General features: G+C 62.1%; 16 protein-coding genes. 12 read left to right on the top strand and 4 right to left on the bottom strand.

Annotated features, from left to right (window positions below; genetic code table 11):
- Positions 1-68 precede the first annotated feature (68 nt).
- The 10 genes from flgB to CIW50_RS10935 all read left to right on the top strand — a co-directional run bounded on the left by flgB (position 69) and on the right by CIW50_RS10935 (position 9227).
- Positions 69-482, top strand: coding sequence for a flagellar basal body rod protein FlgB (flgB, locus tag CIW50_RS10980; RefSeq protein ID WP_149531240.1), 414 nt, complete (start codon positions 69-71; stop codon positions 480-482).
- 32 nt (positions 483-514) lie between these two features.
- Positions 515-940, top strand: a complete 426-nt coding sequence (gene flgC, locus CIW50_RS10975; RefSeq protein ID WP_116662914.1) for a flagellar basal body rod protein FlgC — start codon at positions 515-517, stop codon at positions 938-940.
- A 16-nt stretch (positions 941-956) separates the two neighbouring features.
- Positions 957-1283: a flagellar hook-basal body complex protein FliE gene (gene fliE / locus CIW50_RS10970; RefSeq protein WP_068735666.1), complete on the top strand. Its 327-nt coding sequence runs from the start codon at positions 957-959 to the stop codon at positions 1281-1283.
- A 41-nt stretch (positions 1284-1324) separates the two neighbouring features.
- Positions 1325-1588: a flagellar biosynthesis protein FliQ gene (gene fliQ / locus CIW50_RS10965; RefSeq protein WP_092146438.1), complete on the top strand. Its 264-nt coding sequence runs from the start codon at positions 1325-1327 to the stop codon at positions 1586-1588.
- A gap of 13 nt (positions 1589-1601) precedes the next feature.
- Positions 1602-2372 carry a flagellar biosynthetic protein FliR gene (gene fliR, locus CIW50_RS10960; RefSeq protein WP_149531239.1) on the top strand — a complete coding sequence of 257 codons (771 nt, stop codon included), beginning with the start codon at positions 1602-1604 and terminating at the stop codon, positions 2370-2372.
- A 10-nt stretch (positions 2373-2382) separates the two neighbouring features.
- Positions 2383-3456, top strand: coding sequence for a flagellar biosynthesis protein FlhB (flhB, locus tag CIW50_RS10955; protein WP_149531238.1), 1074 nt, complete (start codon positions 2383-2385; stop codon positions 3454-3456).
- A gap of 172 nt (positions 3457-3628) precedes the next feature.
- Entirely contained in the window at positions 3629-6202 is a 2574-nt protein-coding gene (gene cckA / locus CIW50_RS10950) for a cell cycle histidine kinase CckA (protein ID WP_149531237.1), read from the top strand.
- 215 nt (positions 6203-6417) lie between these two features.
- Positions 6418-7458, top strand: a complete 1041-nt coding sequence (locus CIW50_RS10945; protein ID WP_149531601.1) for a Tim44 domain-containing protein — start codon at positions 6418-6420, stop codon at positions 7456-7458.
- Between the two features lie 210 nt (positions 7459-7668).
- Complete coding sequence (locus tag CIW50_RS10940) at positions 7669-8337, top strand: lectin (protein WP_149531600.1); 669 nt, start codon at positions 7669-7671, stop codon at positions 8335-8337.
- Positions 8338-8519: 182 nt separating this feature from the next.
- Entirely contained in the window at positions 8520-9227 is a 708-nt protein-coding gene (locus CIW50_RS10935) for a glutathione S-transferase (protein ID WP_149531236.1), read from the top strand.
- 19 nt (positions 9228-9246) lie between these two features.
- On the opposite strand, the gene CIW50_RS10930 is transcribed toward CIW50_RS10935, so the two are convergent.
- The 4 genes from CIW50_RS10930 to CIW50_RS10920 all read right to left on the bottom strand — a co-directional run bounded on the left by CIW50_RS10930 (position 9247) and on the right by CIW50_RS10920 (position 11939).
- Positions 9247-9921 (bottom strand): methyltransferase family protein, encoded by a 675-nt coding sequence (locus CIW50_RS10930; protein ID WP_149531235.1) that lies wholly within the window; start codon positions 9919-9921, stop codon positions 9247-9249.
- Positions 9922-10022: 101 nt separating this feature from the next.
- Positions 10023-10193: a hypothetical protein gene (locus CIW50_RS29025; RefSeq protein ID WP_172980291.1), complete on the bottom strand. Its 171-nt coding sequence runs from the start codon at positions 10191-10193 to the stop codon at positions 10023-10025.
- A 156-nt stretch (positions 10194-10349) separates the two neighbouring features.
- Positions 10350-10814 (bottom strand): hypothetical protein, encoded by a 465-nt coding sequence (locus tag CIW50_RS10925; RefSeq protein WP_149531234.1) that lies wholly within the window; start codon positions 10812-10814, stop codon positions 10350-10352.
- A gap of 147 nt (positions 10815-10961) precedes the next feature.
- A complete protein-coding gene (locus CIW50_RS10920; protein ID WP_172980290.1) occupies positions 10962-11939 on the bottom strand; it encodes a Bug family tripartite tricarboxylate transporter substrate binding protein in 978 nt (325 codons plus the stop codon).
- 207 nt (positions 11940-12146) lie between these two features.
- Between CIW50_RS10920 and CIW50_RS10915 the strand changes: the two genes are divergently transcribed.
- Both CIW50_RS10915 and CIW50_RS10910 read left to right on the top strand, forming a co-directional pair.
- Positions 12147-13799, top strand: a complete 1653-nt coding sequence (locus tag CIW50_RS10915; RefSeq protein WP_149531232.1) for a fumarate hydratase — start codon at positions 12147-12149, stop codon at positions 13797-13799.
- A 15-nt stretch (positions 13800-13814) separates the two neighbouring features.
- Complete coding sequence (locus CIW50_RS10910; protein WP_149531231.1) at positions 13815-14489, top strand: DUF429 domain-containing protein; 675 nt, start codon at positions 13815-13817, stop codon at positions 14487-14489.

Raw genomic sequence — 14489 nt, 5'->3', positions numbered from 1 at the left:
TTAACCATAGGGGCGGCAAATTCTGCCTAGCTCAGGACGCTCCGTCCGGGCAGGGCGGAGAAGGGCCGATGGCGATCAGCGACATGCCGATGTTGTCGGCGCTGCGCACCAAGATGCAGTGGCATCAGGAACGCCAGCGCGTGCTGGCCGAAAACATCTCTAATTCGGACACTCCGAACTTCCGTCCCCGCGATCTCGTGGAACCGAAATTCGACAAGGCCGGGAACGCGTCCGTCACCGCTGGCGGCATGGGCTCGCTGCCGATGATGCGGGCGTCCGGTACCAATATCCTGCCGACCGGGGGCTCTGCCTCCTTCAACCAGAACAGCCGGGTTGGCTACGAGACCCGCCCCGCCGGCAACGCCGTCAATCTGGAAGACGAGATGCTCAAGGTCTCGGCCAACCAGATGGACTACGCCGCCGCGACCTCGCTCTACACCCGCAGCCTCGGCCTGTTGAAGACTGCTATCGGCAAGCGCTGACGCCGCCGCTGCGCGCATAAAGGGAGCTCATCATGGCAGACGATATCAGCGACTTCTCGCGTTCTATGGGCATCGCGACCTCCGGTCTGCGCGCCCAGGCCGGTCGCATGCGGGTGATTTCGGAAAACATCGCGAATGCGCAATCTACAGCGCAGAACGCTGGCGGAGACCCCTATCGCCGCAAGGTGCCAACCTTCAAGTCCGAGTTGGACCGCTCGCTGGATGCCCGCATCGTTGGCCTCGGCCGCATCAGGCCCGACCAGTCTGCGTTTCCCACGCGCTACGAGCCCGGCAATCCTGCGGCGGATGCCGCCGGCAACGTCAAATACCCCAACGTGAACTCGCTGGTGGAAATGACGGACATGAAGGAGGCGCAGCGCTCCTACGAAGCCAATCTCAACATCATCAGCGCCACGCGCCGGATGATTCAACGCACGCTCGACATCCTCAAGGCCTGAACAGGACAGCTGAACCATGGCAACTCCCTCTGTCGCCGCCAATGCTTACTCGGCTCTCTCGCGCATCATGGACGCCGGTGGTGGCGTCGGCGGCGGTCTGAACAAGGCGGCGGACGCCGGTGGCGGTCAGTCGTTCGGCGCGGTGCTCAAGGACGCGCTTGGCAGCGTGCTCGATTCCGGCCGCAAGTCGGATGCGCAGACCATCGCAATGGCCAACGGCAAGGCCAATGTGATGGACGTGGTCACTGCAGTTGCGGAAACCGACGTCGCCGTGTCGACGCTGGTCTCGGTGCGCGATCGGGTCATCCAGTCCTACGAAGACATCATGAAGATGCCGATCTGACCTCATCACCACGAACACCGCGTAACACAAGGATTATTGCAATGACCGGCCCCGAAACTCTCGACGTTGCTCGCGATGCGATCTGGACGATTGTGATCGTGTCCGGCCCGCTGATGGTCGTGGGCCTCCTGGTCGGCGTCGTGGTGTCGCTGGTGCAGGCACTGACCCAGATCCAGGAACAGTCGCTGGTCTTCGTACCTAAGATTCTTGCGGTCTTTGCCACCATGATGCTCGCGTTACCATTCATGGGGGACGCATTGTCGAGTTATATGTTGCGGATATCGTCGCGAATCATCGGGGGGTGATGCACAATCCCGTATGCGCATCGATGTCTCGCTTCTGCCCGTTCTCGCCGCTGCCTTCATGCTGGCCTTTGCCCGCATCGGCACGATGGTGATGTTGATGCCCGGGTTCGGCGAGAGCAATATTCCAGCGCGGGCCAAGCTGTCGATCGCATTGGGATTGACCCTCATCATACTGCCGGCGCATCGTGGCGCCTATAACGTCGATATGGGATCGATCGTGCCGATGCTGGTGCTGCTGGTGCACGAGATCATCATCGGCGTTGTGCTCGGCGCCACCGCGCGCGTTACATTGTCGGCGTTACAGGTCGCCGGGTCGATCATCGCCCAGCAGCTCGGTCTCGGTTTCGTTACCTCGGTGGATCCGACCCAGGGTCAACAGGGCGTCCTGATCGGTAACTTTCTCACGATGCTCGGCATTACGCTGCTGTTTACCACCGATACGCATCACCTTGTGATTGCCGCCATCAATGAGAGCTACAAGATCTTCGCACCGGGCGAACTCATGTCGTCGGGCGATGTGGCCAAGCTCGCGACCAATGCCTTCACAGCGGCATTCAAGATTGGCGTGCAGCTCGCCGCGCCATTCCTGGTGTTCGGCCTCGTGTTCAACATGGGGCTCGGCGTGCTGGCGCGGTTGATGCCGCAGATGCAGGTCTACTTCGTCGGTGTGCCGCTCTCGATCATGATCGGCTTCCTGATCTTCGCCGTCGTGCTCGTCACCATGATGGGCACCTATCTCGAATACTTCACCGGCGTCATGCAGCAAATGATGCCGCGGACATAGGGGCGCACGGATGTCCGACGACGATTCCGAGAAGACACATGACCCCACGCAAAAAAAGCTCGACGACGCTCATGAACGCGGCGATGTAGCCAAAAGCCAGGAGGTCAATACCTGGTTCCTGCTGGCAGGCGCGACGCTGGTCCTGTCGACCTTCAACGGCTCCGTCGGTGGCGGGCTGCAGACGCCACTCAAAAACCTTCTGCAAAATTCCTGGATGATGCGGACTGATGGCCCAGGGCTTTTGCTGCTGGCCAAGAGCCTTTGTATGTCCATCCTGTCCACCATGGGCATGCCGATCCTGTTTCTCGTCCTCGCAGCGCTTGCCGGCAACCTGATCCAGCACCGGTTGGTGTTCTCCACCGAAGGGCTGGTGCCGAAATTCAGCAAGCTGTCGCCGATGGAAGGCGCCAAGCGCGTCTTCGGCAAGCAGGCGCTGGCCAATTTCGTGAAGGGTCTGTTCAAGCTCGTCCTGCTCGGCGCCGTGATGTGCGCGGTGTTGTGGCCGGAGCGTTTTCGTCTCGATGCGCTGATCCATATCGATCCGTCCGCGATCCTCGGCGTCACAACATCGCTGACACTGCAGCTGATGGCCTCGGTGGTGGCAATGCTGGCTTTCGTCGCCATTGCCGACTTCTTCTTCCAGTACCGCACCTGGTATGAGAAGCTGAAAATGTCGCTGCAGGAGGTGAAGGAAGAATACAAGCAGTCTGAGGGCGATCCCCACATCAAGGGCAAGATCAAGCAGCTGCGTCAGCAGAACATGAAGAAGCGCATGATGGCAGCAGTGCCGAAGGCTTCGGTGATCATCACCAACCCGACGCACTACGCCGTGGCGCTGTCCTACGAGCGCGGCATGACCGCGCCGATCTGCGTCGCCAAGGGCGTCGACAACATCGCGCTGAAGATCAGGGAAGTCGCCGGCAAGCACGACATTCCGATTGTAGAGAACGTGCCGCTGGCGCGCGCGCTTTATGCCACCGTCGAGATCGACGAGGAAATTCCGGGCGAACACTACCATGCGGTGGCTGAAGTCATTGGCTACGTCATGGGCCTGAAGCGCGGCCTGTCCGGACGCCCGTCATGATTCGGCGGAGCGCCCGGCCGAGCGCCGTGCAAAGGGTCGGGAACGTGTTGCGAATCGGCGGATTGGAAGCGATTAGGCCGATGCGGCGCTTGCGTAAGGCCAGCCGATTGATGCACTCAGGAGGCGCGCAAACCCGCGCTGCCGCAACTGCCAACAGGCGACGAACCGTCCGATGACCGCCGAGACCGACCACGATCGCCAATCGATGACGGCGCAGAATCCGGTGCTGCACGAGCCGGCCCGGCGCAGCGGCAGCATCGTGCTGGTGCTGCTGATCGCCGCTGCGATCATCGCCTGTGCCGTGGCATTCATGACACTCGGCCGCGCCCAGGCGCAGCCTTATATTTTGGGTCTGCTGGCGTTGCTCGCGATGGTCGGCCTGTTCGTGCTGTTCGCCTTTGCCGCCGGTATCATTCGCTTTGCCGATCGCACCTCCGACGATCCGCTCGTGCGTGCTGTGGCCGATCACGCCTTTGACGGTATCGCCGTCACCGATGCGCGGGGCCATGTGGTCTATGCCAACGCGGCCTATCTCACTTTGACTGGCGCCGCTTCGGCGCAAGATGCGCGGCCGGTCGAGCGCGTCTTCATCGGTAATCCCGATGTCTCCGAAGCCGTGTTTCGGCTGCTTAAGGCTGCCCGAGAGGGCAAGCGCCAGCAGGAGGAAGTCCGCGTCGCTGCGCCGGACGGCACGCATGGGCGTTGGCTGCGCATGCGCGTGCGTCCACTGGGTGAAGGCAAGCGCGAAGCCAAATCCACGGTGTGGTCAGTCGCCGATATTTCGCGGGACCGGCAGCGTCAGGAAGACGTGTTTCAGGAATTACAGCACGCCATCGAATATCTCGATCACGCGCCGTGCGGTTTCTTCTCGGTCAATCCAAAAGGCGAACTCGTCTACGTCAACGCCACGTTGGCGAACTGGCTCGATCATGACCTCGCCGAGATCGGCTCCGGCGGCCTGAAGCTGATTGACATCGTCTCCGGGGACGGCGCGTCGTTGCTGACGTCCATCGTGCCGGTGCCCGGCGAAGTCAAAACCGAAGTCTTCGACATCGATCTGCGCATGCGCAACGGCAAGACCATGCCTGTGCGGCTCTATCACAAGCTCGCTTTCGGCGCCGATGGCGTGCCGGGTGCATCGCGCACCCTCGTCATCAGCCGCGCCCGCGATGAGCGCTCCGATCCGCAGCGCGCCGCCGAAGTGCGCTTCATGCGCTTCTTCGACCACACGCCGATGGCGATCGCGACGGTGGACCGCGACGGCACGGTGGTGCGCGGCAATGCCCGCTTCGCCAAGCTGGCGCAGAGCCTGAATACGTCCGGCGCCGTCAACAAGTCGATCCTCGCTGCCGTCAGCGACCGCGACCGCAATCAACTGGTCTCGGCCATTGGCCATGCCGCTCAAGGGCAGGGCGATATCCCGCCGGTGGAAGCGCTGCTGGAAGGCGCCAAGGAGCGCTGGGGACAGTTCTTCGTCACCGCTGTCGAAGAGAACGAGCGCGAGACCGAAGCCGCCATCGTCTACATGCTGGAGACCACCGAGCGCCGCACACTCGAGAACCAGGTCAACCAAGCACAGAAGATGGACACCATCGGCCAGCTGGCCGGCGGCATCGCCCATGACTTTAACAACGTGCTTTCCGCCATCATGATGGCCAACGACTTCCTGCTGAACGCGCACAAGCCGACCGATCCGTCGTTCCAGGACATCATGCAGATCAAGCAGAACGCGACGCGCGCGGCGACGCTGGTGCGCCAGTTGCTCGCATTCTCGCGCCGCCAGACGCTGCGCCCGACGGTGCTCAATCTTGGCGATGCGCTGTCCGATATCGATCTGCTGCTGAAGCGCCTGATCGGCGAGAAGGTCAAACTCGAAGTCGTGCACGGCCGCGATCTGTGGCCGGTGAAGGTCGACATCTCGCAATTCGAACAGGTGATCGTGAATCTCGCGGTCAATGCGCGCGATGCGATGCCGGATGGCGGCGCGCTGACCGTGCGCACCGTCAATGTCTCGGCCGAGGAAGCCGGGCGACTGTCCTACAAGGGCATGCCGCCATCGGACTATGTGCGCATCGATGTCAGCGATACCGGCACCGGCATTCCCGCCGATATCGTCGAGAAGATCTTCGAACCGTTCTTCTCCACCAAGGATGTCGGCAAGGGCACCGGCCTCGGCCTCTCCACGGTCTATGGCATCGTCAAGCAGACCGGCGGTTTCGTTTATGTCGACTCCGAGCCGGGCAAAGGCACCACGTTCCGCATCTTCCTGCCGCGCCATCATCAGGAAAAGGAAGTCGCTCCTGACCCGGCGATTGCGGCCGCCGTCGCCGCCAAGGAAGCCGCTGCCGACGCCAAGCCGCGCGCGGACCTGACCGGGCAGGGCACCATCCTGCTGGTCGAGGACGAAGAGGGCCTGCGCGCGCTGAACGCCCGCGGTCTGCGCTCGCGCGGTTACACGGTGGTCGAAGCCGGCAACGGCGTCGAAGCGATGGAGCTGTTCGACGAGCAGAACGGCGCCATCGATCTCGTGGTCTCCGACGTGGTGATGCCGGAGATGGATGGACCGACGCTGCTGAAGGAGATGCGCGCCCGCAATGCGGATATTCGCATCATCTTCGTATCAGGCTATGCCGAGGAAGCCTTCGAAAAGAGCCTGCCGGAAAACCAGCAATTCGCCTTCCTGGCCAAGCCGTTCGCCTTGAGCGCGCTGATCGCCAAGGTCAAGGAAACCATGGCGCCGAACTGAGGGCGCCACCTTCCCAAAACGGCCGTGCTCTCAAACGCGCATTCACCCCGCAATGCAGCATAAGTGTTTGAAAGCAAGATGACTCTTGCGCCAAAGGTTCAATGGCGAGCCGCGACCGAGGGCCGCAGCGTTTACCATGCAACGGTGCTTCCATTTTAGGCTGGGGTAGCCATGTTAGGGGTGTTTTCCCCCTGCCGGGGATTGAGGGAATGACCATGACTTTCACGTTCAGCATGCGCGGCGTCGTCAAGACGATGGCCGTTGTCCTATCGCTGGCGATGCCGCTCACAATTGCGATCTCCTCTGCCGATGCCCGTGTTGGCGGTGGCAGCAGCTCGGGCTCGCGCGGCAACCGCACGTTCTCGGCCCCGCCGAGCACGTCGACGGCGCCTAACGCAGCTCAGCCGTTCAACCGCACCATGCAGCAGCCGGGTTCGCCCGGCATGAACAGCGCAACCACGGGCGCAGCCAGCAAGGGTGGCTTCTTCAACCGTCCGGGCATGGGCATGCTCGGCGGCCTCGCAGCCGGCTTCCTCGGCGCAGGCCTGCTCGGCATGTTGTTCGGCGGTGGCCTGTTCAGCGGCCTCGGCGGCATCTCGTCGATCATCGGTCTGCTGCTGCAGGTCGGTCTGATCATCATCGTCGTCCGCCTCGCAATGTCCTGGTGGCAGCGTCGCCACCAGACGGCGTCGGCCTACGCCGGTCCGGCCAGCTCGGCCTATACGGGTCCGGCCAATGGTCCCGATCAGAATCAGGCGCACATGAACCAGGCGCAGCAGGGTTATGGCGCACAGCCGACCCAGCGCAGTGGTCTCGGAGGCTTTGGTTTCGGCGGCAGCTCGAACAACGATAAGCCGATCGAGATCGCGCCGCAGGACTATGAAGCTTTCGAGAAGCTGCTCAGCGACGTGCAGGCCGCCTGGTCGAACGAAGATGTGGAGAAGCTAGGCAAGCTGTCGACGCCGGAAATGGTGTCGTACTTCGCCAAGGATCTCGCTGAGAACAAGGCGCGCAACGACATCAACAAGGTGTCGGATGTGAAGCTGCTGCAGGGCGACCTCGCGGAAGCCTGGCGCGAAGGCGACACTGACTATGCGAGCGTCGCGATGCGCTTCTCGCTGGTCGACAAGACGCTGGAGCGCGGCACCAATCGTCTGGTGGCTGGTAGCGAAACGCCGATCGAAGCGACCGAGATCTGGACATTCGTGCGTCCGCGCGGCGCCGATTGGGAGCTGTCGGCGATCCAGCAGGCGTAAGCCTTGCGTCATCTAAATCCGAAGGCGCCGCGGGTCATTCCGCGGCGCTTTTTTGTTGGCCTCATGCGCGTGCATCGCACAGCGATGATCTCAAATGAGTGCGGGAATAATCCGCCGGATGATGTGTTGGTCAGTTGCGTTCCATCGCGACTGGCGTTGCGTGGCTAAAAAACGAAACTGGAGGAAACGATGCCCACTATTCTCTCAACCATGACTCGTCTCGGCCTATGCGCAGGTGCTGTCGCTATCTCGCTTGCAGCAGCGTCGCCATCGTTTGCGCAAGGCGCGGATACCAGCTTCTTCGTCACGAGCAATGGCATCGGCAATGGCGGCAATCTCGGTGGCCTTGCCGGCGCTGACAATCATTGCCAGACGCTGGCGCAGGCTGCAGGCGCGGGCGCGAAGACATGGCGCGCTTATCTCTCGACTCAGGCCGCCGATGGCAAACCCGCGATCAACGCGAAGGATCGCATCGGCAACGGATCGTGGAAGAATGCGAAAGGCGTCGTCGTCGCCAAGGATGTCGCCGACCTGCATGGCGCCAGCAACAACCTCTCCAAGCAGACGTCACTGAGCGAGAAGGGCGAGGTTATCAACGGCCGTGGCGATACACCTAATCGCCATGACGTGCTGACTGGCTCGCAGGCCGATGGCACAGCCTTTGCCACCGGCGAGGACCGCACCTGCAAGAACTGGACGAGCAGTACCCAGGGGGCCGCCATGGTCGGTCATATCGATCGTACGGGGCTGAACGAAGAACCGCCGTCCAAGTCATGGAACACCTCGCATCCGTCGCGCGGCCCCGATGGCGGCTGCTCGCAGAACGACCTGAAGAGCACCGGCGGCGACGGGCTGCTGTACTGCTTCGCGTCGAATTGAGTTCTGTTGCGGTAGACGAGCAGCGATAGACTCCGCTATGGCCGGGCCTTTCCCGGCCATAGCGCGTTTTGCGGCGATGGCTGGACGGCGGTGCGGTGTTCTTGCCGGACCAGCACGGCGAACGAATTCTGCGGTGAGCAGTTACCCTGGCACCCCTGACGCGACATTTGGCGAGGTTCCGCATGCGATATGAGCTGTATTACTGGCCGACGATCCAGGGCCGTGGCGAGTTCGTGCGTCTCGCGTTGGAAGATGCCGGCGCGGATTACCGTGACATGGCACGCGGAAAGGGCGGCATGGCCGCAATGACCAGGATGCTGGACAGCAAGAAAGGAATTCCGCCATTTGCGCCGCCATTTCTCAAGGCGGGCACCATGGTGATCGGCCAGACTGCCAACATCCTGTTCTATCTCGGTCCACGTCATGGCTTGGCGCCGAAGTCGGACGCGGCGCGGCTGCAATTGCACGAGCTGCAGCTCACGATCACCGATTTCGTTGCGGAGGTGCACGACACCCATCACCCGATCGGCGTATCGCTTTATTACGAGGATCAGAAAGGCCCGGCCAGAAAGCGCAGCGCTGAATTCCTGAAAGAGCGCGTGCCGAAATATCTCGGCTATTTCGAGCGGATATTAAAAGCCAGCGATGGCGCCTATGTCACCGGCCGCAAGGCGACCTATGTCGATCTGTCACTGTTCCAGATCGTTGAAGGACTGCGCTACGCATTTCCGAAACGCATGAAAAAATTCGAGCGGGAGATTCCGGGCCTAATCGATTTGCATAACCGCGTGGCGGTTCGCCCGAACATCAAGGCCTATCTCGACAGCGACCGCCGCATTGCCTTCAATAAGGACGGCATCTTCCGGCACTACAAGGCACTGGATAAATAGCGCAGCTCGCGTGGCGGGGTTACCAGAGCCCCGGACACAGACGATAGCGGACGCGCGTCGTATAGTCGGTGTAACCGGGGAGACCGTCCCGTAAGGTACGCTCTTCGGCCGTCGTGCGCCATGCGAACAGCACGGCCATGATCAGCGTCAGTGCGGCACTCCACCACGAGCCAAGCCAGAGGGATGTGCCGAGGAAAAACAGGATGGCGCCGCTATACATGGGATGACGCACGAGATGATACGGACCGGTATCGATGACGTGCTGGCCGCGGTCGCGTTGAAGCTTGATGACCGGTGCGGCGAAACTGTTTTCGTGCAGTACCCAGAACGAGATGGCCATTCCCGTGAGTGCGAGTGCCGTGCCCGCAACCTGGACGCCAATTGTCATTTGCGAAAGGCCGAAGCGCTGATCCAGTCCTGCGACGATCAGCCAGACAAGTGCCACAGTAAAGAACGCCACTATGAAGACGCGGTCCGCTGCGGGCTGCCCCTGCTGTACCATGGGGCGCATGCGTTCTTCGAACAGCGCAGGATCGCTCAGGATCAGCCACAGGCCGCCGCCAAGGCCGAGCAGGATCATGAAGAGCAGAAACGACCACACCGCCGGCCATTGCCAGGTCCCGGCGACAGCGAACAAAACCACGCCGATCATGCCGAACCAGACCAGCGTCCGTATCACGAGACGAACGATCATGCAGGACCTCTAGGCCGAGCATCCGATATCAGATTCGCGGCAGCGGTGTGGCACGTAGAGCGTCAGTCCGTTCGGCGGCTGATCTGTCCCACGATGTCGGCTCAGGCGAGCTGATCGATCCGGGTGCCCTGGCCTGGCGGCAGCGCTGCGCGTGGCGGGGGCGGCGCGGTGCGGCTATCGTTGTCGTCGTTCTTCTTTGGCTCCGGCGGCTTCGCCTCGACTGGTGTCAACCGTGTGACCGGCGGCGCGCTGCTGACGCTTGAAACGCTCATTTCAAATTCCCTGTTTCCAATACTTGCAGTCGAACCATGGCGCATGCGCCAACAAGGACTTGGTAAACCAGGCGCTGCAATTTGCGGCAATTGGGGTGGATCGGATGCGGTGGTAAACGCCCCGTCTAGGATTTCACTACAATTGAAACGAAATACTCATTCGTCCTTGCCGCGGGAGATCGTGATGTTCGCCGAGGTCTTGTTGCGGGTGCAGCGCAGGTCGAGCCGGCGATAGCGGAGCTTTACGTCATCGCCGCGGAAAATCCCCATGCGGCCGAGGCATCGCGTGCTGCCCTTCACCGTGTCCGGCTTGGGGATCGTGAAGATAACGGCTGCCGCACTCGCGACGAGATTAACGAAGGCCGGCGCCGGCTTGCGGGTCGCGGACGCCGCATAGAGCTCGTTGCTGAAATTGCGGCTGGCGCAGCCAAGCCGCAATTGTTTGGCCGCCGGATGGGATAGGTAAATCACGTTGGCTGCCGTGCGCCCGACGCTGAGCCCGTCGATCTGGCTTTTGAGCTGACGCGCGAGATCATCGCAGCGATCGGCGCGCGCAGGAGAAGCGGCGACGGCGATCGTGGCGAGCAGCGCAAGCGGCAGAATTTTGGATGATGATGTCATGACGTCCCCTCGGCTCATCAAAGCGCGTGCCGCGATGTTGTGCAAGAGGTTCGCGTTCGACCACATCGCGTATGCGGGCGCACTTTAGAATCGTATCGCGCTTGATGCCGTGTCCTGCGCGACGCGCGCCGGATGGATGCTCTCCCGCTACTCTATCTTCGCGCCGGATAGCTTTACTGCAGCCGCTGCTTTTGCGTCTTCCTCCGCCAGAAACACCTGCATCTGCGCTGGTGTCGAGCCGACCAGCTCCAGTCCCAAACCGCCGAGCCGCTGCTGCACCACCGGCATCTTCAAGGCACTGGTGAAGGCATCGCTCCATTTCTTGACGATGTCCGGTGGTGTGTCCTTGCGTGCCGATGCGCCGAACCATGACTTTGAGGTGAAGCCGGTGATGCCGAGTTCGTTCAGCGTCGGGACATCCGGCATCGACGGCAGCCGTGTTTCATTGGCCACCGCAATGGCCCGCAGCGTGCCGCCCTTGAGCTGTTCGGAGACGTTTTGCAGATCGCCGAGCGTGGCGTTGACATGACCCGCGACGAGGTCGTTCATCGCCGGTGCGCTGCCTTTGTAGGGCACATGAGTGATCTCGATGCCGAGCTTGCGCTTGAGCACTTCGAAGCCGAGATGGTTCGACGATCCGCTGCCGAATGACGCGAAGCTGGCCTTGCCGTTCTGGGTCCTGGTCCAGGCGATGAATTCCGGCAGCGTGCGCGCTGGCACCGATGGATTGACCACAAGGATATGCGGGCTGACGGCGAACAGCGAGACACCGGTGAAGTCGCGGTCCCATTGATACGGCGCGGTCGGCATGATCATCGGCGAGACCAGGAAACTGTTGGATGCGGCCAGCATCGTGTAGCCGTCCGGTGCGGCGCCCAGCGCCGCCATACTGGCAATGGTTGTGCCGCCGCCCGGCCGATTCTCGATCACCACGGCGGCTTTCCAGTCGGTGGCGATGATGTCCGCCAGCGCGCGGGAGATCAGGTCAGTCCCTCCGCCGGGCGCGAAGGGGACCAGAATCTTCACCGGCCGCGCGGGATAGCCCTCAGCGGCCGCTGGGCGACCGCCGGGAGCGGCGAGCAACACGAAAGCGCAAACGAGCACAAAGAGGCGGAACGGTCTCATGGCGTTTCCTGGAGGTCTTTCTGGTGCTGGCGACCTGCTTGCCCGGATCATGCCGGAAGCCGGTCGAGATTGCCAAGCTGCCGCAAGGGCGTGAAGGTCCCCGTTGTGCAATCCGGGCGCATCCGTCCCCCCTGTTTTGAACCCTTCAAAACAGTCCGGAAACCGCCTACAAGGGCCTCAAATTCCCTCCCTTTTTGAGGCCCGCCCATGAATGCTCCCGTCGCCGTCCCTTCGCCCAAGCCGGTCCCGCCTTATAAGCACACTCCGCTGTTCCCACTGGGCGCGGATACCACGCCTTACAAGAAGGTGACCACCGAGGGCGTGCGGGTCGAGAAGGTGCTGGGCAGGGACATGCTGGTGGTCTCCCGTGACGCGCTGAAGGCGCTCAGCGAGGCCGCGTTCGGCGACATCAACCACTATCTGCGCCCGGGCCATCTGCAGCAGCTGCGCAATATCCTGGATGACAGCGAGGCCTCGCCGAACGACAAGTTCGTCGCCTTCGACTTCCTCAAGAATGCCAACATCGCTGCGGGCGGCGTGCTGCCGATGTGCCAGGACACCGGCACCGCGATCATCATGGGCAAGAAGGGCTGCAACGTCATCACCGACGGCGACGACGAGGCGGCACTCAGCGAAGGCGCGCGCGACGCCTATCTGCGCCGCAACCTGCGCTATTCGCAGGTCGCGCCGCTGACGATGTATGAAGAGAAGAACACTGCCAACAACATGCCGGCGCAGTGCGAGATCTATGCCGAGGGCGACGACGCCTACAAGTTCATGTTCATGGCGAAGGGCGGCGGCTCCGCCAACAAGAGCTTCCTGTTCCAGGCGACGCCGTCGGTGCTGACCAAGGATCGTCTGCTCGCCTTCCTCAAAGAGAAGATCATGACGCTGGGCACTGCTGCGTGCCCTCCGTATCACCTCGCCATCGTCATCGGCGGCACCTCGGCCGAACTGTGCATGAAGACTGTGAAGCTCGCTTCGGCGCGCTACCTGGACGCGCTGCCCACGCAGGGGTCGCCGGACGGCAACGCCTTCCGCGATCTGGAGATGGAGCAGGAAATCCTCAAGATGACGCAGTCGTCCGGCGTTGGTGCGCAGTTCGGCGGCAAGTATTTCTGCCACGACGTTCGCGTCATCCGGCTGCCGCGCCATGGCGCGTCGCTGCCGATCGGTCTCGGTGTGTCGTGCTCGGCGGATCGTCAGGTGCTCGGCAAGATCACCAGGGACGGCGTCTATCTCGAAGAGCTCGAGCATAATCCGGCGCAATATCTGCCGCAGGTGGAGCAGGCGCTCGGCGGCGAGGTCGTCAAGATCGATCTCAACCAGCCGATGAAGGACATTCTGGCGACGCTGTCGAACTATCCGACCAAGACGCGCCTGTCGCTGACGGGCACCATGATCGTCGCGCGCGACTCGGCCCATGCCAAGTTGCGCGATCGCCTGGAGAAGGGCGAGCCGCTACCGGATTACTTCAAGAACCACCCGGTCTATTACGCTGGTCCTGCCAAGACTCCGGAAGGTTATGCCTCCGGTGCGTTCGGTCCGACCACGGCGGGCCGCATGGATTCCTTCGTCGATCAGTTCCAGGCGGCCGGCGGCTCCATGGTGATGGTCGCCAAGGGCAACCGCGCGGTCGCGGTGCGCGAAGCCTGCAAGAAGCATGGCGGCTTCTATCTCGGCTCGATCGGCGGTTCGGCGGCAAATCTCGCCGAACACTGCATCAAGAAGGTCGAGGTCGTGGAATATCCCGAACTCGGCATGGAAGCGATCTGGCGCATCGACGTCGTCGACTTTCCGGCCTTCATCATCATCGATGACAAGGGCAACGACTTCTTCAAGGAACTGAATCTCGGCTAGGATCAAGCGCGCCCGATGATCGCCATCGGGCTCGATGGTTTCAGCAAAGGCTGGGTCGCCGTCACACTCGACGGCGACCGGCGCTCCATTGATTTCATCAGCGATATCTCCTGGCTTGCGACGCAGCGCTTTACCCGCGCGGCGATCGATATTCCTATCGGCCTTGGTGATGACGGTGCGCGCAGCTGCGACCAGCTGGCACGCAAAAAGCTCAGTCCGCATGGATCGCGTGTCTTCTCCGGCGGCCGGCGCTGGCTGTGGCAGGAGTTCAGCGATCCCGATCTTGCCAATGCGGAAGCGGACAATCGCGGACAGAAGAAAGTCTCGCGCCAGCTCTGGCATCTCGGACGGAAGATCATGGAGGTCGATGGCTTCGTGCGGGAACAGCGCGATCTCGATATCCGCGAAGCCCATCCCGAACTCGTCTTTCTCCGCCTGAACGGCAACGCGCCGCTGCAGTCTAAACATACGGAGGAGGGGCTAGCGTTGCGCCGTCATGTGTTGCTGGCGAATGGCTTCAGCGATCTCGACGACTGGCTCACTGTCAGGCGCGCACGGACCGGCGCAAAGCGGGATGATGTACTCGATGCCTGCGCCGTGGCGCTGGCCGCGCGCGATTGCGCGGGCTGTTTGCCGGAAGGCAATGCACCGCGCGATGCGCTGGGCGTGCCACAGCAAATCTGGTTTTAG

It is taken from the genome of Tardiphaga sp. P9-11 (genome assembly GCF_008329525.1).
GTDB lineage: Bacteria > Pseudomonadota > Alphaproteobacteria > Rhizobiales > Xanthobacteraceae > Tardiphaga.
The sequence above is the reverse complement of the archived record's forward strand: the minus strand, read 5'-3'. Positions and strand labels throughout refer to the sequence as shown.

What these genes read in the sequence shown, in the direction of transcription:
- CIW50_RS10925 (WP_149531234.1), bottom strand. Translation starts at nt 10,814, where the DNA reads ATGACATCATCATCCAAAATTCTGCCGCTTGCGCTGCTCGCCACGATC.
- CIW50_RS10920 (WP_172980290.1), bottom strand. Translation starts at nt 11,939, where the DNA reads ATGAGACCGTTCCGCCTCTTTGTGCTCGTTTGCGCTTTCGTGTTGCTC.
- flgB (WP_149531240.1), top strand. Translation starts at nt 69, where the DNA reads ATGGCGATCAGCGACATGCCGATGTTGTCGGCGCTGCGCACCAAGATG.
- CIW50_RS10945 (WP_149531601.1), top strand. Translation starts at nt 6,418, where the DNA reads ATGACTTTCACGTTCAGCATGCGCGGCGTCGTCAAGACGATGGCCGTT.
- CIW50_RS29025 (WP_172980291.1), bottom strand. Translation starts at nt 10,193, where the DNA reads ATGAGCGTTTCAAGCGTCAGCAGCGCGCCGCCGGTCACACGGTTGACA.
- CIW50_RS10910 (WP_149531231.1), top strand. Translation starts at nt 13,815, where the DNA reads ATGATCGCCATCGGGCTCGATGGTTTCAGCAAAGGCTGGGTCGCCGTC.
- fliR (WP_149531239.1), top strand. Translation starts at nt 1,602, where the DNA reads ATGCGCATCGATGTCTCGCTTCTGCCCGTTCTCGCCGCTGCCTTCATG.
- fliQ (WP_092146438.1), top strand. Translation starts at nt 1,325, where the DNA reads ATGACCGGCCCCGAAACTCTCGACGTTGCTCGCGATGCGATCTGGACG.
- CIW50_RS10915 (WP_149531232.1), top strand. Translation starts at nt 12,147, where the DNA reads ATGAATGCTCCCGTCGCCGTCCCTTCGCCCAAGCCGGTCCCGCCTTAT.
- CIW50_RS10935 (WP_149531236.1), top strand. Translation starts at nt 8,520, where the DNA reads ATGCGATATGAGCTGTATTACTGGCCGACGATCCAGGGCCGTGGCGAG.
- flhB (WP_149531238.1), top strand. Translation starts at nt 2,383, where the DNA reads ATGTCCGACGACGATTCCGAGAAGACACATGACCCCACGCAAAAAAAG.
- cckA (WP_149531237.1), top strand. Translation starts at nt 3,629, where the DNA reads ATGACCGCCGAGACCGACCACGATCGCCAATCGATGACGGCGCAGAAT.
- flgC (WP_116662914.1), top strand. Translation starts at nt 515, where the DNA reads ATGGCAGACGATATCAGCGACTTCTCGCGTTCTATGGGCATCGCGACC.
- fliE (WP_068735666.1), top strand. Translation starts at nt 957, where the DNA reads ATGGCAACTCCCTCTGTCGCCGCCAATGCTTACTCGGCTCTCTCGCGC.
- CIW50_RS10930 (WP_149531235.1), bottom strand. Translation starts at nt 9,921, where the DNA reads ATGATCGTTCGTCTCGTGATACGGACGCTGGTCTGGTTCGGCATGATC.
- CIW50_RS10940 (WP_149531600.1), top strand. Translation starts at nt 7,669, where the DNA reads ATGACTCGTCTCGGCCTATGCGCAGGTGCTGTCGCTATCTCGCTTGCA.